This window comes from Streptomyces sp. NPDC013455, from assembly GCF_040632975.1.
Classification (GTDB): domain Bacteria; phylum Actinomycetota; class Actinomycetes; order Streptomycetales; family Streptomycetaceae; genus Streptomyces.
This window is the reverse complement of the sequence record NZ_JBEYCX010000013.1, coordinates 162,146-179,241: the sequence shown is the minus strand read 5'-3', so window position 1 is coordinate 179,241 and position 17,096 is coordinate 162,146. Positions and strand designations below refer to the sequence as shown.

Here is a 17,096-nt window from a genome sequence, read left to right as displayed (position 1 = left end):
AAGGCCAAAGCGAGCACTCTCCGTAACGCTCGTGTGGTGGCCGACCGGCCTGGAGGAGGTCGCACGAGTCACCTCGGCGGCGAGCGGGACATGGCCGATGGCGCCCCCCGTTTCTCGCGCGACCAGGAGGCGCGCCCCATGGACGAGCCGTCCGTGTACCGTTTCTGACCGCTTCTGACCAGGCCGGACCGGTCCTGATCCTGCCGGAGTGCGCTCCGAGCAGCGGCCGTCGGATCTTCGTGCGACGCCTCATACCAGAGTGGGACCCGCCTCGGGTGACTTTGTCAACTGCCCGCCGCACATGAGGCACAGGCAACTACTGTGAGTGTCCGTCGGGCGACGCGCGACCGGATTCGCGGTCCCGTCGGCCGACGCCTCGCCGACGCGCGCCCGCATCGACGCATGCCCGCGGCGCGCACCGCACGAGGACACACGCCCGACGGACCAGTACGAGGACGCAGATGTCTCACCTCCGAGCACCGGCCGCCCGCGCCGACCGCCGCGAGGGCGGCCGGCACGGGCGGCCGGTCGCCCGACCCGCTCCCGCACTGCCCGAAACACACATACGGCCCCAGCTCATGCGGCTCGCCGTGCTGCCACCCCTCGCGGTCGCACTGAGCGCCACCGCCGCCGTGCTCTTCAGTATCCGCTCCACCGGCGCACGCACCGGCCCCGTCCTGTGGGCCGTACTCGCCGGAGCGACCGGTGTGACCGCCGCCGGCATCGTGATCGCGGCCGTCGCCGCCGACCGCGCCGCCCGCTCGGTCGCCGACCGCGTCGACGCGCTCCGCCGCACCGCCGCGCGCGGCGAGGCCGATCTGCACGCCCTGGTCGACGCCCTGCGGCAGGGTGGGACCCCGCCGCAGCGCGGCCCGCGCCACCGGCCGCCCTTGGACGCCGACGACTTCGAGCTGCTCGCCGCCGACCTGGCCCGCGCGCACGACGGCGCCGTCACCGCCGTCGTACGGGCCGCCCAGCTCTCCAGCCAGACGGGCAGCGAACAGAAGCTGGAGGTGTTCGTCAACCTCGCGCGCCGGCTCCAGTCCCTCGTGCACCGGGAGATCTCGATCCTCGACGACCTGGAGAACGAGATCGAGGACCCCGCCCTGCTCAAGGGCCTGTTCCACGTGGACCACCTGGCCACCCGCATCCGGCGGCACGCGGAGAACCTCGCCGTCCTCGGCGGCGCGGTCTCCCGGCGGCAGTGGAGCAACCCGGTCAGCATGACCGAGGTGCTGCGTTCCGCCATCGCCGAGGTCGAGCAGTACTCCCGGGTCAAACTGGTGCCGCCCGTCGACGGCGAGCTGCGCGGCCACGCCGTGGCCGACGTCATCCACCTGCTCGCCGAACTCGTCGAGAACGCCACGGTGTTCTCGGCCCCGCACACCCAGGTCCTGCTCCGCGCCAACCTCGTCACCTCCGGGCTCGCCGTCGAGGTCGAGGACCGCGGGCTCGGCATGCCCGTGGCCGAGCAGAACCGGATGAACGCCCTGCTCGCCGATCCGGACCAGGTCAACGTCGCCAGCCTCCTGGCCGACGGCCGCATCGGCCTCTACGTCGTCTCCCAGCTCGCCCGCCGGCACGGCATCCACGTGCGGCTCCAGACCAACATCTACGGCGGTGTGCAGGCCGTACTCGTCGTCCCGCAGGCGCTGTTGGGTAGCGCGCCGGGCGTGCCGGGTGCGGGTGCCGGGGCGGGTGTGGGTGCCGGGGTGGGCGCGGGTGCCGGGGTGGGCGCGGGTGCCGGGGTGGGCGCGGCGCAGCCGCAGCCCCCGGCCATCACCGGGACGTCGCCGCAGGCACCGCTTCCCGCGCCACCGTCCGGTCAGGCACCGGGAGCCGGCACGAGGCCGGGGACCGCTGCTCACGGCCGAGGGCGGCACGCCCAGCGGGGCACCGGGCGGCGCGGTACGGAGAGCGGCGCAAAGCGGACCGGGGCCGACGGCGGATCCGGACGGCAGGAGACCGAGGCCGGCACGCATGGACGGCACAGCGGCGATCCGGCCCCGCTTCCCGTCCGTGGCGCCCCGGCCCCGCTTCCCGTCCGCGGCGCCCACGAGACGCGGCCCACTCCCGCCGATGCCCCTCCCGGCATCAGCGCCGGGGACCGGGCGGCGGTGGAGGCCCACGAGGGCATCCTGCCCACCCCGCGCGCCGGGACCGTCCGGGGCACCATGGACAAACCCCAGCTGCCCCGCCGCCGCGCCCAGGAGCACATCGCGCCGCAGCTCCGCGGCGGCCCCGTGCCCCGCCAGGGCGCCGACACCGTGGCCGAGCACGACCCCGGTCTGATGGCCGCCTTCCAGCGCGGGATCGGACTCGCCGAAGCCACGCACGACCACTACGACGCAGCCCACAGCGGCCCGCACAACATGACCCGCGAACGCATGGCTTCGCACCACACAGGTCCGGAGCACACACCCCCGGACCGAACGCGCACGCAGCACACGGCCGCCGACCACACGGCCGCCGACCACACGGCCGCCGACCATACGGCGCCCCAGCACACGGCTTCCGACCACACGGCCCCCACCTCGATGGCGCCCAACCACATGACCTCCGACCCGATGGCGCCCGACCCGATGGCGCCCGACCCGATGGCGCCCAGCCACATGACTCCTGACCCCATGGCGCCCAGCCACACGGTCTCTGACGCCGATACGTCCGACCCCCTGGCGCACCCACCCATACCGCAGGCGCACGCCCAGGTGTCCGCAGCCGACGGCAGCCGCGGTACCGGCCGGACCGACGGGAGCGCCCCGGCCGGATGACCGCTCCCGCACCCCTGTGCCGTACCACCACCCCCAGCGCCCCCACAGATGTCCGTACCCCAAGGAGTCGATCCACCATGGCGACCGACGCGCCGACCGTCCACGCATCCGACCTCGACTGGCTGCTGAGCGGCCTCGTGCAGCGCGTACCGCACACCACCAGCGCGGTGCTCCTGTCCTGCGACGGACTGGTGAAGTCCGTGCACGGCCTGGACGCCGACAGCGCCGACCACATGGCGGCCCTGGCCTCCGGCCTGTACTCCCTCGGCCGCAGCGCGGGCGTCCGATTCGGTGACGGCGGCGACGTCCGCCAGGTCGTCGTGGAACTCGACGCGACCCTCCTGTTCGTCACCACCGCCGGCTCCGGCACCTGCCTCGCCGTCCTCGCGGGCCGCGAGGCCGACGCGGCGGTGCTCGGCTACGAGATGGCCATGCTGGTCAAGAGCGTCCGCCCCTACCTGGTGACCGCCCCCCGGCAGCACGCCGTCGAATCCACGGCGACGAGGCCTTGAGCGTGGCCGCAGCCGGCGACGGGCCCTGGCTGGACGACGCGGCCGGACGGCTGGTGCGTCCCTTCGCGGTCAGCAACGGCCGCACCGAGCCCAGCATCGCCCTCGACCTGATGTCCCAGGTGATGGCCACCGGCGTCACCCCGCTCGGATACCTCGGCCCCGAGCACGCGCAGGCGCTCCACCTGTGCCGCGCGCCCGTCTCGGTCGCCGAGGTGGCCGCCCAGCTGAAACTGCCCGCGGTCGTCACCAAGGTGCTGCTCTCGGACCTGGTCGACTGCGGTGCGCTGACCACCAAGCCCCCCGCGTACCACCACACTCCCACTGACCGGTCTCTGCTGGAGGCAGTGCTCGATGGACTACGACGACAGCTCTGACCCGTTCCCGACCGCCCTCAAGATCCTGGTGGCGGGCGGGTTCGGGGTCGGTAAGACGACCTTCGTGGGGGCGGTCAGCGAGATCGCGCCGCTCAGCACGGAGGAGCTGCTCACCACGGTCAGCGTCGGCACGGACAGCCTCGAAGGCGTCGAGAACAAGATGGAGACCACGGTCGCCATGGACTTCGGCCGGATCACCCTCGATCCGGAACACGTGCTCTACCTGTTCGGCACACCCGGGCAGGAGCGGTTCTGGTTCATGTGGGACGAGCTGTCCGAGGGGGCGCTCGGCGCGGTGATCCTCGCCGACACCCGTCGGCTCCAGGACTGCTTCGCCGCCGTGGACTTCTTCGAGGAACGCGGTCTCGCCTTCATCGTCGCCGTCAACGAGTTCGACGGCTCCTTCCGCTACGACGCCGAGGAGGTGCGGGCCGCCATCGACCTCGACCCGGAGGTCCCGGTGGTGCGCTGCGACGCCAGGATCTCCAGCTCCGGCGTCCAGACCCTGCTCACGCTGGTACGCCACCTCCTCGCCCACGCCCCGGCGGCCACGCCCAGCCACGGCGCCCACATGTGATCACGCCTTACCGCCCAGGAGCCCCTATATGAGGTATGCCCACAGCGACGGAGCCCGGCCATGAGCTACGAGCCGCCCCGGCCGGTCCGCGGTCTGCTGCTCACCCCCGAGGACAAAGAGGCCCCCGCCCGTGAGCAACGGCTGCGCGCGCTCGGCCTGCTGGACCGGCCCGACCCGCGGCTCGACGCCTTCGCCGGCCACCTCGCCCAGCTCACCGGCGCGCCCTACGCCATGGTCAACTTCATCGGCGAGACCCGGCAGTTCTTCGCCGGCCTGAGCGCCCCCACCACCGCCCCCGTCGTGCGGGAGGACGGCACCAGGGCGGTGATGGGCCGGGTACTGCCCCGTGACCACGGCTTCTGCCCCCATGTGGTGGTGCGCCGCAAGGCACTGGTCCTGGAGGACGTCCGCGACTATCCGCGGTTCGCGGGCAACCCGGTCGTCGACGAGTACGGCATTCGCTCCTATCTCGGCGCCCCACTGATCGACCGCTCCGGTATGGCGCTCGGCACCGTGTGCGCCGCCGACACCGCGCCCCGCATCTGGGGCAGGCCGGGCCTGGAGACCATCAAGGCGCTCGCCGCCGATCTCGTCGTCCACCTCGAACCGAGCGTGGACGACGGCCTGCCGCTCTGACGTGCGGGGCGTCGGGCGGGGGCGTGAAGGAAAGCTGAGGCGGCGGTTAAGAAAAGCTCGATGGACCACGGCTCGCGCATGCGGCAGATTGCAGGGTGATTCCACCCCTCTGACCCGGTGCGGGCTCCTTCGGCGTGCCCGCGCACCGGGCCCGCACCCACAGGAGCCGTAGCGTTGAAGGCGCTGGTCAAGGAGAAGGCGGAGCCGGGACTCTGGCTGACGGACGTCCCGGAGCCGGCCATCGGCCCCGGTGACGTACTGATCAAGGTCATGCGAACCGGTATCTGCGGCACCGATCTGCACATCCGGTCCTGGGACGGCTGGGCCCAGCAGGCGATCCGCACGCCGCTCGTTCTCGGTCACGAGTTCGTCGGGCAGGTCGTCGAGGTCGGGCGGGACGTGACCGACATCCGCGTCGGCGACCGGGTGAGCGGCGAGGGCCACCTGGTCTGCGGCAAGTGCCGCAACTGCCTGGCCGGCCGCCGCCACCTGTGCCGGGCCACCGTCGGCCTCGGCGTCGGCCGGGACGGCGCGTTCGCCGAGTACGTCGCCCTGCCCGCGTCCAACGTCTGGGTGCACCGGGTCCCCGTCGACCTCGACGTCGCCGCGATCTTCGACCCGTTCGGCAACGCCGTGCACACCGCGCTCTCCTTCCCGCTGGTCGGTGAGGACGTCCTGATCACCGGGGCGGGCCCGATCGGCCTGATGGCCGCCGCGGTCGCGCGGCACGCGGGCGCCCGCAACGTCGTCGTCACCGACGTCAGCGAGGAGCGCCTGGAGCTGGCCCGGAAGATAGGGGTGAGCCTCGCCCTGAACGTCGCCCGGTCCAGCATCGCCGACGGGCAGCGCGAGCTGGGGCTGCGCGAGGGCTTCGACATCGGCCTGGAGATGTCCGGCCGCGCCGAGGCCATGCGGGACATGATCGCCAACATGACGCACGGCGGCCGGATCGCCATGCTGGGCCTGCCCGCCCAGGAGTTCCCGGTCGACTGGGCCCGCGTCGTCACCTCGATGATCACCATCAAGGGCATCTACGGCCGCGAGATGTTCGAGACCTGGTACGCGATGTCGGTGCTGCTGGAGGGCGGCCTGGACCTCGCCCCCGTGATCACCGGCCGGTACGACTACCGCGACTTCGAGGCGGCCTTCGCCGACGCCGCGAGCGGCAAGGGCGGCAAGGTCATCCTGGACTGGACCGCCTAGGGGGTGAGACACCCCCTGCCCGGCACGCGCCACTCCCTCACCCGACAGAACCTTCAGGAGCCCCCATGTTCGAGACCGTCCGCGACGACCTGCGCGCCACCCTGGACGAGATCCGCGCCGCCGGCCTGCACAAGCCCGAGCGGGTCATCGACACCCCGCAGTCCGCGACCGTCAACGTCAGCGCCGGCGGCCGCCCCGGTGAGGTCCTCAACTTCTGCGCCAACAACTACCTCGGGCTCGCCGACCACCCCGAGGTGATCGCCGCCGCCCACCAGGCCCTGGACCGCTGGGGCTACGGCATGGCCTCCGTCCGCTTCATCTGCGGCACCCAGGAGGTGCACAAGGAACTGGAGGCCCGGCTGTCGGCGTTCCTCGGCCAGGAGGACACGATCCTGTACTCCTCCTGCTTCGACGCCAACGGCGGTGTCTTCGAGACCCTGCTCGGCGAGGAGGACGCGGTGATCTCCGACGCCCTCAACCACGCCTCCATCATCGACGGCATCCGCCTGTCCAAGGCCCGCCGCTTCCGTTACGCCAACCGTGACCTGGAAGACCTGGAGACCAAGCTCAAGGAGGCGTCCGACGCCCGGCGCCGCCTGATCGTCACCGACGGCGTCTTCTCCATGGACGGCTACGTGGCCCCGCTCGCCGAGATCTGCGACCTCGCCGACCGCTACGACGCGATGGTCATGGTCGACGACTCGCACGCCGTCGGCTTCGTCGGCCCCACCGGCCGCGGCACCCCCGAGCTGCACGGCGTCATGGACCGCGTCGACATCATCACCGGCACCCTCGGCAAGGCCCTCGGCGGTGCGTCCGGCGGTTACGTCGCCGCCCGCGCCGAGATCGTCGCCCTGCTGCGCCAGCGCTCCCGCCCGTACCTGTTCTCCAACACCCTCGCCCCGGTGATCGCCGCCGCCTCGCTGAAGGTCCTCGACCTCCTGGAATCGGCCGACGACCTGCGCATCCGGCTCGCCGAGAACACCGCCCTGTTCCGCCGCCGGATGACCGAGGAGGGCTTTGACATCCTCCCCGGCGACCACGCCATCGCCCCCGTCATGATCGGCGACGCGGCGAAGGCCGCCCGCATGGCCGAGCTGCTCCTGGAGCGCGGCGTCTACGTGATCGGCTTCTCCTACCCCGTCGTTCCGCAGGGGCAGGCCCGCATCCGCGTCCAGCTGTCCGCCGCGCACTCCACGGCCGACGTCGACCGCGCGGTCGACGCGTTCGTCGCCGCCCGCGCCGAGCTGGCGGCCTGACCAGGACCGACCGCCTGGGATAATCGACGGCATGATCGAAGCGCGGCGGCTCCACATCCTCCGTGCGGTGGCCGACCACCGTACGGTCACCGCGGCGGCCGCCGCGCTCTATCTCACCCCCTCGGCCGTCTCCCAGCAGCTGACCGCGCTGGAGCAGGAGACCGGCCACCGGCTGGTCGAGCGCGGTGCCAAGGGCGTACGGCTCACCCCGGCCGGCGAGATCCTGCTCAGCCACACCAACGCGGTCCTCGCCCAGCTGGAGCGCGCCGAGGCCGAGCTGGCCGCCTACGGCTCCGGCGAGGCCGGCACTGTCACCGTGGCGGCCTTCGCGACCGGCATCGCCCAGGTCGTGGCCCCGGCTGTGGCCCGCCTCGCCACCACCGCGCCCGGGATAAGGATCCGGGTGCAGGACGCGGAGGGCGACGCCAGCCTGCCCATGGTCCTGGACCGGCAGGTCGATGTCGCGGTCGCCGTCGAGTACCGGGGCGCGCCGTCGGCCGACGACCCCCGCCTCACCCACGTCCCGCTCTACGCCGAGCCGTTCGACGCAGTCGTCCCCGTGGGCCACCGCCTCGCCGACGCCGCCGAGGTGCCGCTCGCCGAACTGGCCAAGGACGCCTGGATCGGCCCCTACCCCGGCAACCCCTGCCACGACGTGGTCGTCCTCGCCTGTGAGAGCGCCGGCTTCCAGCCCCGCCTCGAACACTCCTCGGACGACTTCCGGGCCGTCGTCGCCCTCGCCTCGGCCGACGCGGGCGTGGCCCTCGTACCGCGCTCCGCGCTGCGCGGCATGGACCTCGCCGGTGTGGTCGTCCGTCCCGTCGACGGGGTCGCGCCGACCCGCCGGGTCTTCGCCGCCGTCCGCCGCGGAGCCGAGGGACACCCGCTGATCCGCCCGGTACTGGACGCACTCGGCGAGGCGGCACAGGAGTGAGGGTCCCGTAACAGGGCCGTCCCGTGCCCGCGATAGCGTCCCGGACATGGGAAACGAGGATGCGGTCGGGCACGGCAACTCCGGCGGTTCCAGGGGAGGCCAGGTGACCGTCGGGAACCAGGTCGACCGCCCCGGTACGGGCGGTGGACCGGCCGTGAGGGTGGAGCGCTGGGACGGCGCCCAGGTGCGCGACCGCGCCGGGGACCTGGCAGTGCTGCTGCGCGACACCGTCGACTCCGGAGCCTCCGTCGGCTTCCTCGCGCCGCTCGGCCACGCCGAGGCGGTCGCCTGGTGGCGGAAGCGGGCGGACGCCGCCGCGGCGGGCGACCTCCTTGTGTGGGCGGCCGTGGACCCCGCGGGCCGGGTGGCCGGCACGGTCGGCCTGGCCCTGCCCGGCAGCCCGAACAGCCGGCACCGCGCCGAGCTGGTCAAGCTGATGGTGCACCGCTCCGCGCGGGGACAGGGCCTCGGCCGCCTCCTCCTCGCCACCGCCGAGCGGGCCGCCGCTGCCGCCGGCCGCACCCTGCTCCACCTCGACACCGAGACCGGCAGCCGTGCCGAGCTCCTGTACCGCTCGGCCGGCTGGACCGTGGCCGGCACCATCCCCGACTACGCGGCCGGCCCGGCGGGCGAGCTGCGTCCCACGACTCTCTACTACAAGCGGCTGGTTGCTCCGGACGGGTGACTGTCAGTGGCGGGGGCTACGGTGCGATGCATGCCGGATGCAGAAGACGTACGCCGAATCGCCCTGTCCCTGCCGGACACCACCGAGAAGGTGGCGTGGAGCATGCCCACGTTCCGGGTGGCCGGGAAGATGTTCGCCACCCTGCCCGAGGACGAGACGTCCATCGCCGTGCGCTGTCCCAAGGAGGAGCGCGACGAACTGGTGCTGGCCGAGCCGGAGAAGTTCTGGATCGCCGGCCACGAGGCCCAGTTCGCCTGGGTGAGAGCGAGACTCGGGGCCCTGGACGACGAGGACGAACTGCGGGACATCCTGGCCGACTCCTGGCGGCAGGCCGCCCCGCCCCGACTCCTGGACGCCCACCCCGAGTTGGGGCTCCCGGCCGGGGAGTGACCGCCTGCCCGGGCCGGGCCTGACGGGCCGGGACCGAAATTCCCGGCGGACGAGGCCGGAGCGTGGCATGATCCGCGCGGCGGTGCCGGCGCTGTCGGGGGCGCCCGCGAGGCGGGTCAGGGCCGAGTCGGGGAGGGGATCGCGGGGGATGACCGGAACGGACTCACGGCGCACGGCCGCCGCCCGGGGAGCGCGTGGCGCGGCGACCGCCGCCCCGGCCCTGTGGTCGCGGGACTTCGCGCTGTTCTTCGTGGCGCGGGCCGCCGCCCGCCTCGGTGACACCATGCTCCCGGTGGCCCTCGCCGCCGGCCTGCTGGAGCACGGCTACGGCGCCGGCGCGATCGGCCTCGCCATGGCCTCCACCGCCGCCGCCTTCGCCGGCCTGGTCGTCTTCGGCGGGGTCGTCGCCGACCGGTTCAGCACCCGGAAGCTGATGATCGGCGCCGATCTCGTCCGGCTCGGCACCCAGTCCCTCGCCGCCGGCCTCTTCTTCGCCGGACACGTGGTGCTGTGGCAGATCTGCGCCATCGGCATCGCCAACGGTGTGGCCGGCGCGGTCTTCCAGCCGGGCGTGGCCAGCACCGTGCCCCGCCTCGCCGCCGACGTCCAGGGCGCGAACGGAGCGATACGCGTCGCCGAGTCCGCCGCCCAGCTCGCCGGCCCGGCCGTCGCCGGTGTCCTGGTCGGCCTCGCCTCGCCCGGCGGTGTGTTCGCCGCGCACGCCGCCACCTACGCGGCCAGCGCCCTGTGCCTGCTGCTGCTCCGGCTGCGCCCGCTTCCCCCGGCCGCCCGGCCCGCTGCCGGCCCGGGCATGCGGGCCTTCCGCGCCGATCTCGTCGAGGGATGGCGGGAGTTCCGCTCCCGCGCCTGGCTGTGGGGCGTGATCGCCGTCTGGTGCCTGTACATGCTCGCCGTATGGGGGCCCACCGTCCCGCTCGTGGCGACCGAGGTCGTCCGCCACCACGGCCCGGGCGCCTACGGCCTGGTCAACTCGGCCCTCGGCGCGGGCACGGTGATCGGGGGCCTGCTCGCCCTGCGGCTGCGTCCCCGCCGCATGCTGCGGGCCGGAGCGATCGCTCTGTTCGCCTTCTGCGGCTTCCCCGCGACCGTCGGCGCGGGCCTCGGCGTACCGGCGATGGCGGCCGGGGCCGCGCTCGCCGGTGCGGGGATGTCGTTCTGGGGCGTGATGTGGGCGACCACCGTCCAGACCCAGGTCCCGGCCGAGGTGCTCAACCGCATCCACGCCTACGACGTGGCAGGCTCGCTCGCCATGATGCCGGTCGGCCAGGCCCTCGCCGGCCCCGCGGCCGGAGCACTCGGCGCCGGCCATGTCCTGCTGGCCGCCGGTGTCATCAGCCTGGTGGTGGCCGCGGCCCTGCTCGCGACACCGGCGATACGCGACCTGGTACGCGCCGACCCGACCCGGCCCGCGCAGGCCGCCCCGGGCCCGGTCACCCCCTGAGAAAGAACCGTCCGATCCGGGTCCGGAGGCCGGCCGGGTCCAGGCCGTGCGCGGCCACGTGCTCCTCGATGGTGCCGTAGCGGCGCAGCTCCCGGCGGCCCACGCCCAGGGCGAGGATCCGGTGCGGGACGTCGGACAGCGCCTCGCTCGCCGCGGGCGTCGACGTGCCCGCCAGATAGGGCTCGACCAGGACGACGTCGGTGCCGGCCGTCTCCGTGGCCCGGCGCAGCCCGGCCGCGTCGAAGGGCCGTACGGTCGTCGCGTAGAGCACGGTCACGTCCAGGCCCTCCGTCGCGGCGAGGACCGCGTCCAGCACCGGGCCCACGGCGACGACCACGCCCGAGCGGCCCTCGCGGACCGTGACGAAGTGCCGCCCGTCGATCACCCGGCCCCGCTGGTTGGACTGCACGGAGAGCCGCACGTACACCTTGTCGTCGCCGGCGGCGACCGCGTGGTGCAGCAGCGTCTCGGCCTCGTCCGGATGCCCGGGCACATGCACGGTCCAGCCGTCCAGCGTGTCGAGGAGGGCCACGTCGCCGGGGGCCATGTGGGTGAAACCGCCGGCCGGCCAGTCGAAGGAGGCCGCGGCGCTCACCAGCACCGCCCCCGTGTCCTGGTGCCCCAGATCCAGCTTGACCTGCTCGAACGGGCGTTCCACGAGGAAGCTGGCGAAGGTGTGCACCACGGGCCGCAGCCCGGTGAGTGCCAGTCCCGCCGCCGCCCCGACCAGGAGCTGCTCGCGGATGCCGACGTTGATCACCCGGTCGGGATGCCGGCGCTCGGCTTCGGTGAAGCCGTCCCTGCCGATCTCGGCGAGGACGACCGCGACCCGCGGGTCCTCGTCCAGCAGCCGGGAGACGACGGGGGCGAAGCGGTCGCGCATGGTGTCCATCACAAGGACCCTTTCCACAGAGTTCCGAAGGGGGCGGGGGAGGCGGTCAGGCGTTCTTCGGCTCGACACGGGCCACGACCACGTGCGGCCGGCCCGGGTGCGGCGCGGTGAACGCGGCGTGCAGCGCCTCGTGGTCGCGGCCGTCGACGGTCACCGCGGACCAGCCCGCGGCCTCGAAGCGGGCCGCGATCCCGCCGGGCAGCGCGTGGCTGGCGGAGGAGTTGTCGATCACCACGGTGTGCAGCCGGTCCAGCCCGGCGGGCCCGGCGAAGGCGATGGCCTCGTGGTTGCTGCCCTCGTCCAGTTCGGCGTCCCCGATCAGCACCCAGACCGCCGGACCGGGCCGGCCCTGCGCCCGCAGGCCCAGCGCGGTGCCCACGGCGATCGGCAGTCCGTGGCCGAGCGACCCGCTGCCGATCTCGGCGCCCGGCACCAGTACGCGGTCCGGGTGGTGGCCGAGGGGGGAGTCGTACGACCCGAAGTCCGGCAGCCACTCCACCGGCACGAAGCCCTTCGCGGCCAGCACCGCGTAGTAGGCCATGGGGCCGTGGCCCTTGCTCAGCAGGAAGCGGTCCCGCTCCGGGTCGTCCCGCCGCTCCGGGGCGACCCGGAGCACCCGGTCGTAGAGCACCCAGAGCACGTCGAGCGTGGAGGTGGCCGCCGGGCCGTGCTTCTCGTCGCCGGTCAGGAGCCCCATCAGCCGGGGCAGGTCGTCATAGCCGTGAAGGGAGTGCTTGTCCGCTGCGATCGTCATGCGGAAGATCGTGCAACCTCAACCAAACTTGAGGTCAACAGGGAAAACGGCGCGCGACCACCGAGCCGGATGCGGTATTGTTTCTGTGCGCGTTCGGCCGGGGAAACCCCAGGTCAAACGGCATCGGGACGTGGCGCAGCTTGGTAGCGCACTTGACTGGGGGTCAAGGGGTCGCAGGTTCAAATCCTGTCGTCCCGACTTGTGAGCACGCAGGTCGGAAGGCGGCTTCGGAGACATCCGAAGCCGCCTTCCGGTCGTTCGCGGGCGGACAGCCCCCGAGCGGACAGCCCCCCGAGCGGACAGCCCCCCGAGCGGACAGCCCCCCGAGCGGACAGCCCCCCGGGCGGACAGCCCCCGAGCGGGCACCGGCCCGGTCGGGCCTCAGATCACCACGCCCACGTGGGCCAGTGCCTGCTTCAGCAGGACCCCGTGGCCGCCCGGCATCTCGCTGTGGAGGGCCGGGGAAGCCGCTTCCTGGGGAGTGAACCAGACGAGGTCCAGCGCATCCTGCCGGGGCCGGCAGTCACCGGTCACCGGCACGACGTAGGCCAGCGACACGGCGTGCTGGCGCGGATCGTGGTACGGCGTGATGCCGGCCGTCGGAAAGTACTCCGCGACCGTGAAGGGCTGGAGGGAGGCCGGCACGCGCGGCAGCGCGACCGGGCCGAGGTCCTTCTCCAGGTGCCGCAGCAGCGCGTCGCGGACCCGCTCGTGGTGCAGGACACGGCCGGAGACCAGGGTCCGGCTGACCGTGCCGTCCGGGCCGATGCGCAGCAGCAGTCCGATGCTGGTGACTTCACCGCTGTCGTCCACGCGTACGGGTACGGCCTCGACGTACAGAATCGGCATCCGGGCCCTGGCCATTTCCAGCTCGTCCGTGGTCAGCCAGCCGGGTGTGGTCTCGGTCATGTCAGACATTGCTTGATCATACTTTCCGGGTGGGGCGCCCGCTGGGATCGCGGGCCGGTTCGGATACGGGCGGTCCGTACAGTCGGCGGGCGTTGTCGCGGCCCGTCCAGGCCGCGATCCGCAGGGCGTCGCCGAGACCCAACTCGTCGGCGTCCACGCGTTCTTGCAGCAGATCGGCGAGGCCCCGCCGGAAACACAGGGCGCCCAGATGATGGAACTCGGCCACACCATAGGCGTCGGAGCTGTACAGCAGCTTGCGGAACGGGGTGATCTCCAGCGCCTCCTCCAGCACCGCACGGCAGCGGGCCGGACCGGTGTGGTGCAGGGCGAGCCCCACGTCCAGGTACACCTGCTCGAACACCGCCGCCAGATAGGCGGCCTGGCGGTGGTACGGCCAGCAGTGCAGCAGCAGGACCGGGACCGTGCCGGCGGTCCGGCGCAGCCAGTCGGTGAGCAGGGCGGGGTCGGCGTGGTGCAGCCGTACGTCCGCGTCACCGAACCCGGTGTGCAGCTGCAGCGGCAGCCCCAGCTCGACCGCGGTCCACAGCAGGTGCCGTACCAGGACCGGGTCGGCGAGCCGTCCGCCGCGTGCCAGCCAGTCCCGCGCCGCCCGCACCACCTCCGCGTCCGCGGGGCGCCGCGGGTCCAGGGCGAAGCCGGTGCGGTAGGCCGCGACCGACTTCACCGCCACCACGCCCGGCCGGCGCACGGCCTCCTCGGCCGCGGCGCGGAACACGCCCGCGTACTCGCCGGCCTCCACACCCCGCGCGGCCACCGACTCCGCGATCCGCTCCAGCCGCACGACCTCGCCGGCCCTGGCCCCGGCCGCCGCCGCCAGTTCCGCGGGGGAGGTGAGCGGGTGCGGGGTGTGGCCGGTGTCCACGCAGAAGACCTCGGCGCCGGCGGCGGTCAGGAAACGGCGGTTGACCTCCCGCCAGCCCAGCTCCGCACGCCGGGCCAGGTAATCGGCGGGCGGAGCGTGCCGGGGGAGGCCCAGCAGGGGCGCGCAGTGGCGGCGGACGGCCACGCCGGCCGGGGTGTCGAACGGCGAGACACCGGGCCAGGCCGCGCCCTCGGTGATCAGCGCCTCGAATCCGCAGGCGTCCAGGTCGGCCGTCACCGCGCCGTGGCAGTGGTGGTCCACCAGCGGCAGCGCGGCGAGGGCCTCGTGGACCGGTCCCGGTACGGCCATGATCAGTACGTCCAGCGGTAGGCCGCCGCCACCTGGGCGGGGTCGAGTCCCTCGACGGCGGCCGCCTCGCCGAGCCGTACGGCGCTCACCGCGTCCGCGAGGACCGGGCCCAGCGCGGACCGCAGCACCCGGTCCGCGCGGAACGCCTCGACGGCCTCCGGCAGCGACCGGGGCAGCCGCCGCACGCCCAGGGCGGCCGCCTCGTCGGGGCCGTAGCGGGCCGGGTCGCCGGTGATCTCCTCGGGCAGGGGGCGGGCCGCCGCGAGGCCGTCGAGTCCCGCGGCGATCACGCAGCCGAGGGCCAGGTACGGATTGGCGGCCAGGTCGACCGGTTTGACCTCCATGTTGGCGTCCTGCTCGTGGCGGCCCGCCGTGCCCGTCACCATCCGCAGGGCGGCCTCGCGGGTCTCGTGGCCCCAGGCCGTGAAGACGCCCGCCCACTGGGACGGCCGCAGCCGCAGATAGCTGGCCGGACTCGGTGCGGTGACCGCCGTCAGGGCCGGCAGGTGGGCGAGGACCCCGGCGGCGAAGGACTCCGCCTCGGCCGTCAGGCCGTACCTGCCCTCGCCGCCGGCGTGCAGGTTCACCCCGTCGCGCCAGCAGGACAGATGCAGGTGGCCGCCGTTGCCGACGCCCTCGGCGCCGACCGCGGGTGCGAACGACACGCGCAGCCCGTGCCGTGCCGCGACCGCCCGGACCGTCTGCCGGACCAGCACGCTGCGGTCGGCCGCCGCCACCGGGTCCAGTGCGCCGACCGAGATCTCGAACTGTCCGGGCGCGTACTCGGGATGCAGCTGGTCGACGTCCACGCCCTGCGCCGCGCACGCGGCCAGCAGGTCGGCGGCGCAGTCGCTCAGCTCGACCTGCCGGATCGCGCCGTACGCCGGGCCGGAGACCGCCGGTACGAACTCCCCGGCGGGTGCCGAGCCGAGCCCGACGGCCCACTCGATCTCGATCGCCGCCTTGAAGGAGAGGCCGTGCCGTGCGGCGGCGTCGCGGACGACCCGGCGAAGGAAGGTCCGGGAGCAGCCGGGGTGCCGGCCGCCCTCCTGGGTGATCCGGTCCACCGGCGCCCACGCCCAGCCGGGCTGCCCGGCCAGCGTCACCAGCCCGTCCAGATCCGGATAGAGCCGCAGGTCGCCGTCGGGCGAGCCGAGGACGTCGGTGCGGACGACCGAGTCGCCCGCGAGGAACGTGTCGAACACCGGGGACATGCCGACACCCCGGGTCACGGCCGCCTCCAGCCGGTCCGTCGGGATCGTCTTGACCCGGCCGACGCCCGCGGTGTCGACGTACGCCAGCACGATCCCGCGTACGCCCCGGGCCGCCAGGCCGGCGGTGAGCGCGGCGACCCGGCGCCGGTCGCCGGGACGCCCGCCGGGCACGGGGTCGTCAGAAGTCGTCATACGTCCTCCTCGGCGGGCCCGGGCGGCATGGGGGCCGGACCGGGCGCCGTGCGCCACGGTGGTGTCCGGCCGCCGTTCAGCTACCCCGTCCGGCCGCCGGGGTCCCGCCCTCGCTCACGTGTCCGCCCTTCTCGCGTGCGGTCGCCCGCCGTCATTGTGCCGCCCGGCCGATCGCGCTGTCCCGGGGAACGGGCGCGGCGGGTGGTCGCGGGCCCCGCGGCTTCGGGCGCGTGTTCGGCATGGGGAACACTGGACCGGTAGCCCGACCCCGACCGGAAGCTGGACATGCCCGCCACGCCCACGCCCCTCCTCGACGCCTCGGGGCCGCCCGCCGGCCCCGCCGACATCCGGCTGATCGTCACCGACATGGACGGCACGCTGCTGGACGACGATATGTTGTCGTCAACCCGTCCTTAGTGTTGCTGGTCCTCCTGCTGAGGCTCGTGGTCCCTCGTCACTTCTCCGATGATCTGGAGCACGTCATCAAGGCGGGTGCGGAGACGCTCGATGATCAGGATGAGTCCGGCCGCCGGCAGTTGAGCGAGGTCTTCCGCGCGCGCGTATTCAAGGTCGCGGCTGGCGTAGTCGATGCGGGCTCGCTGTAGATCGGTGAGGGCTCCCGGGAGGGTTGCGGGTGGCTCATCGGTCATGCATGCCTCGCTGTGCTGGTAGGGCCGATGCGTGGTCTCACGTTTTGTTGAATTCGCATGCAAATACTTGACCTGCGACTTCCCCGTTGACAATAGGTCAAAAATCACGTCACTCGAACGGGCGTTTCATTGCCTGGGGGGTTGTGTGATGGCCAGAAACCGCACTCACGATGTACCAAGCATGGTACAGACAATGATCAGGAAGTTGATCAGCGTGTATGCGTGCCATCTGATCCCCTGCCCGACTGGGTACTCACCCGCCGCCGGGTCATTGGGGACGCCATCCGCGCCGCTCGCGGCGCACGCGGACTATCACAGGAGAAGCTCGGCGAGCTGGCGCGGCTCGACCGCAAGACGATCAACCGGATCGAGCAAGGCACGCACAGCACCCTGCTGGATCACCTGCTGCTCATCGCCGACGCTCTCGACGTACCCCTGGCCGACCTGGTCCGGTGAAGGGCCCGGCCGCCTACCTCCGCCGGCCGGGCCC

At 73.4% G+C, this 17,096-nt stretch carries 19 protein-coding genes and 1 tRNA gene; 14 read left to right on the top strand and 6 right to left on the bottom strand.

From position 1 onward, the window contains the following. Positions 1–461: 461 nt before the first annotated feature. From ABZ576_RS22075 to ABZ576_RS22025, 11 genes are all read left to right on the top strand, one after another. Complete coding sequence (locus ABZ576_RS22075) at positions 462–2,771, top strand: ATP-binding protein (protein WP_360743236.1); 2,310 nt, start codon at positions 462–464, stop codon at positions 2,769–2,771. A gap of 77 nt (positions 2,772–2,848) precedes the next feature. Beyond that, entirely contained in the window at positions 2,849–3,283 is a 435-nt protein-coding gene (locus ABZ576_RS22070) for a roadblock/LC7 domain-containing protein (protein ID WP_360743233.1), read from the top strand. Positions 3,284–3,285: 2 nt separating this feature from the next. Continuing rightward, entirely contained in the window at positions 3,286–3,657 is a 372-nt protein-coding gene (locus tag ABZ576_RS22065) for a DUF742 domain-containing protein (protein WP_360743230.1), read from the top strand. Beyond that, on the top strand, positions 3,635–4,234 hold the full coding sequence (locus tag ABZ576_RS22060) for an ATP/GTP-binding protein (RefSeq protein ID WP_360743227.1): 600 nt from the start codon (positions 3,635–3,637) through the stop codon (positions 4,232–4,234). Before ABZ576_RS22065 ends, ABZ576_RS22060 begins: the two co-directional genes overlap by 23 nt. Positions 4,235–4,294: 60 nt before the next feature. Next, on the top strand, positions 4,295–4,870 hold the full coding sequence (locus ABZ576_RS22055) for a GAF domain-containing protein (RefSeq protein ID WP_360743224.1): 576 nt from the start codon (positions 4,295–4,297) through the stop codon (positions 4,868–4,870). Between the two features lie 174 nt (positions 4,871–5,044). Beyond that, positions 5,045–6,073, top strand: a complete 1,029-nt coding sequence (gene tdh, locus ABZ576_RS22050) for an L-threonine 3-dehydrogenase (RefSeq protein WP_360743221.1) — start codon at positions 5,045–5,047, stop codon at positions 6,071–6,073. A 65-nt stretch (positions 6,074–6,138) separates the two neighbouring features. After that, positions 6,139–7,332: a glycine C-acetyltransferase gene (locus ABZ576_RS22045; RefSeq protein WP_360743218.1), complete on the top strand. Its 1,194-nt coding sequence runs from the start codon at positions 6,139–6,141 to the stop codon at positions 7,330–7,332. A 31-nt stretch (positions 7,333–7,363) separates the two neighbouring features. Then, positions 7,364–8,266, top strand: a complete 903-nt coding sequence (locus ABZ576_RS22040; protein ID WP_360743215.1) for a LysR family transcriptional regulator — start codon at positions 7,364–7,366, stop codon at positions 8,264–8,266. 154 nt (positions 8,267–8,420) lie between these two features. After that, positions 8,421–8,951 carry a GNAT family N-acetyltransferase gene (locus tag ABZ576_RS22035; RefSeq protein WP_360743375.1) on the top strand — a complete coding sequence of 177 codons (531 nt, stop codon included), beginning with the start codon at positions 8,421–8,423 and terminating at the stop codon, positions 8,949–8,951. Positions 8,952–8,981: 30 nt separating this feature from the next. Further along, the gene (locus tag ABZ576_RS22030; protein ID WP_360743212.1) at positions 8,982–9,341 is read left to right on the top strand and encodes an MmcQ/YjbR family DNA-binding protein; all 360 of its coding nucleotides are present in this window, start codon (positions 8,982–8,984) and stop codon (positions 9,339–9,341) included. A gap of 148 nt (positions 9,342–9,489) precedes the next feature. Next, complete coding sequence (locus tag ABZ576_RS22025; RefSeq protein ID WP_360743209.1) at positions 9,490–10,803, top strand: MFS transporter; 1,314 nt, start codon at positions 9,490–9,492, stop codon at positions 10,801–10,803. Here the strand turns inward: ABZ576_RS22025 and ABZ576_RS22020 are convergent. Continuing rightward, complete coding sequence (locus ABZ576_RS22020) at positions 10,793–11,695, bottom strand: transketolase (protein ID WP_360743206.1); 903 nt, start codon at positions 11,693–11,695, stop codon at positions 10,793–10,795. The genes ABZ576_RS22025 and ABZ576_RS22020 overlap by 11 nt on opposite strands. Positions 11,696–11,741: 46 nt before the next feature. Continuing rightward, positions 11,742–12,449: a transketolase gene (locus tag ABZ576_RS22015; protein WP_360743203.1), complete on the bottom strand. Its 708-nt coding sequence runs from the start codon at positions 12,447–12,449 to the stop codon at positions 11,742–11,744. A 124-nt stretch (positions 12,450–12,573) separates the two neighbouring features. Between ABZ576_RS22015 and ABZ576_RS22010 the strand changes: the two genes are divergently transcribed. Continuing rightward, a tRNA-Pro gene (locus tag ABZ576_RS22010) sits at positions 12,574–12,647 on the top strand. Positions 12,648–12,830: 183 nt separating this feature from the next. On the opposite strand, the gene ABZ576_RS22005 is transcribed toward ABZ576_RS22010, so the two are convergent. From ABZ576_RS22005 to ABZ576_RS21995, 3 genes are read right to left on the bottom strand one after another with little or no spacing between them, the layout of a single operon-like run. Next, positions 12,831–13,358, bottom strand: a complete 528-nt coding sequence (locus tag ABZ576_RS22005; RefSeq protein ID WP_360743372.1) for an NUDIX hydrolase family protein — start codon at positions 13,356–13,358, stop codon at positions 12,831–12,833. 16 nt (positions 13,359–13,374) lie between these two features. Further along, complete coding sequence (locus ABZ576_RS22000; protein ID WP_360743200.1) at positions 13,375–14,550, bottom strand: amidohydrolase family protein; 1,176 nt, start codon at positions 14,548–14,550, stop codon at positions 13,375–13,377. A 2-nt stretch (positions 14,551–14,552) separates the two neighbouring features. Beyond that, positions 14,553–15,956, bottom strand: coding sequence for a glutamine synthetase family protein (locus ABZ576_RS21995; protein WP_360743197.1), 1,404 nt, complete (start codon positions 15,954–15,956; stop codon positions 14,553–14,555). A gap of 285 nt (positions 15,957–16,241) precedes the next feature. On the opposite strand from ABZ576_RS21995, the gene ABZ576_RS21990 reads away from it, so the two are divergent. Next, complete coding sequence (locus ABZ576_RS21990) at positions 16,242–16,373, top strand: hypothetical protein (RefSeq protein WP_360743194.1); 132 nt, start codon at positions 16,242–16,244, stop codon at positions 16,371–16,373. On the opposite strand, the gene ABZ576_RS21985 is transcribed toward ABZ576_RS21990, so the two are convergent. Then, positions 16,370–16,606 (bottom strand): hypothetical protein, encoded by a 237-nt coding sequence (locus ABZ576_RS21985; RefSeq protein ID WP_360743192.1) that lies wholly within the window; start codon positions 16,604–16,606, stop codon positions 16,370–16,372. The genes ABZ576_RS21990 and ABZ576_RS21985 overlap by 4 nt on opposite strands. A gap of 222 nt (positions 16,607–16,828) precedes the next feature. On the opposite strand from ABZ576_RS21985, the gene ABZ576_RS21980 reads away from it, so the two are divergent. Continuing rightward, the gene (locus ABZ576_RS21980; RefSeq protein ID WP_360743189.1) at positions 16,829–17,062 is read left to right on the top strand and encodes a helix-turn-helix transcriptional regulator; all 234 of its coding nucleotides are present in this window, start codon (positions 16,829–16,831) and stop codon (positions 17,060–17,062) included. Positions 17,063–17,096: the final 34 nt, after the last annotated feature.

Bases quoted from the DNA above. Each gene is read 5' to 3' on its own strand.
- ABZ576_RS22075 (WP_360743236.1), top strand. From the start codon at position 462: ATGTCTCACCTCCGAGCACCGGCCGCCCGCGCCGACCGCCGCGAGGGC.
- ABZ576_RS22070 (WP_360743233.1), top strand. From the start codon at position 2,849: ATGGCGACCGACGCGCCGACCGTCCACGCATCCGACCTCGACTGGCTG.
- ABZ576_RS22060 (WP_360743227.1), top strand. From the start codon at position 3,635: ATGGACTACGACGACAGCTCTGACCCGTTCCCGACCGCCCTCAAGATC.
- ABZ576_RS22055 (WP_360743224.1), top strand. From the start codon at position 4,295: ATGAGCTACGAGCCGCCCCGGCCGGTCCGCGGTCTGCTGCTCACCCCC.
- ABZ576_RS22045 (WP_360743218.1), top strand. From the start codon at position 6,139: ATGTTCGAGACCGTCCGCGACGACCTGCGCGCCACCCTGGACGAGATC.
- ABZ576_RS22040 (WP_360743215.1), top strand. From the start codon at position 7,364: ATGATCGAAGCGCGGCGGCTCCACATCCTCCGTGCGGTGGCCGACCAC.
- ABZ576_RS22030 (WP_360743212.1), top strand. From the start codon at position 8,982: ATGCCGGATGCAGAAGACGTACGCCGAATCGCCCTGTCCCTGCCGGAC.
- ABZ576_RS22025 (WP_360743209.1), top strand. From the start codon at position 9,490: ATGACCGGAACGGACTCACGGCGCACGGCCGCCGCCCGGGGAGCGCGT.
- ABZ576_RS22020 (WP_360743206.1), bottom strand. From the start codon at position 11,695: ATGGACACCATGCGCGACCGCTTCGCCCCCGTCGTCTCCCGGCTGCTG.
- ABZ576_RS22015 (WP_360743203.1), bottom strand. From the start codon at position 12,449: ATGACGATCGCAGCGGACAAGCACTCCCTTCACGGCTATGACGACCTG.
- ABZ576_RS22005 (WP_360743372.1), bottom strand. From the start codon at position 13,358: ATGACCGAGACCACACCCGGCTGGCTGACCACGGACGAGCTGGAAATG.
- ABZ576_RS22000 (WP_360743200.1), bottom strand. From the start codon at position 14,550: ATGGCCGTACCGGGACCGGTCCACGAGGCCCTCGCCGCGCTGCCGCTG.
- ABZ576_RS21995 (WP_360743197.1), bottom strand. From the start codon at position 15,956: ATGACGACTTCTGACGACCCCGTGCCCGGCGGGCGTCCCGGCGACCGG.
- ABZ576_RS21990 (WP_360743194.1), top strand. From the start codon at position 16,242: ATGCCCGCCACGCCCACGCCCCTCCTCGACGCCTCGGGGCCGCCCGCC.
- ABZ576_RS21985 (WP_360743192.1), bottom strand. From the start codon at position 16,606: ATGACCGATGAGCCACCCGCAACCCTCCCGGGAGCCCTCACCGATCTA.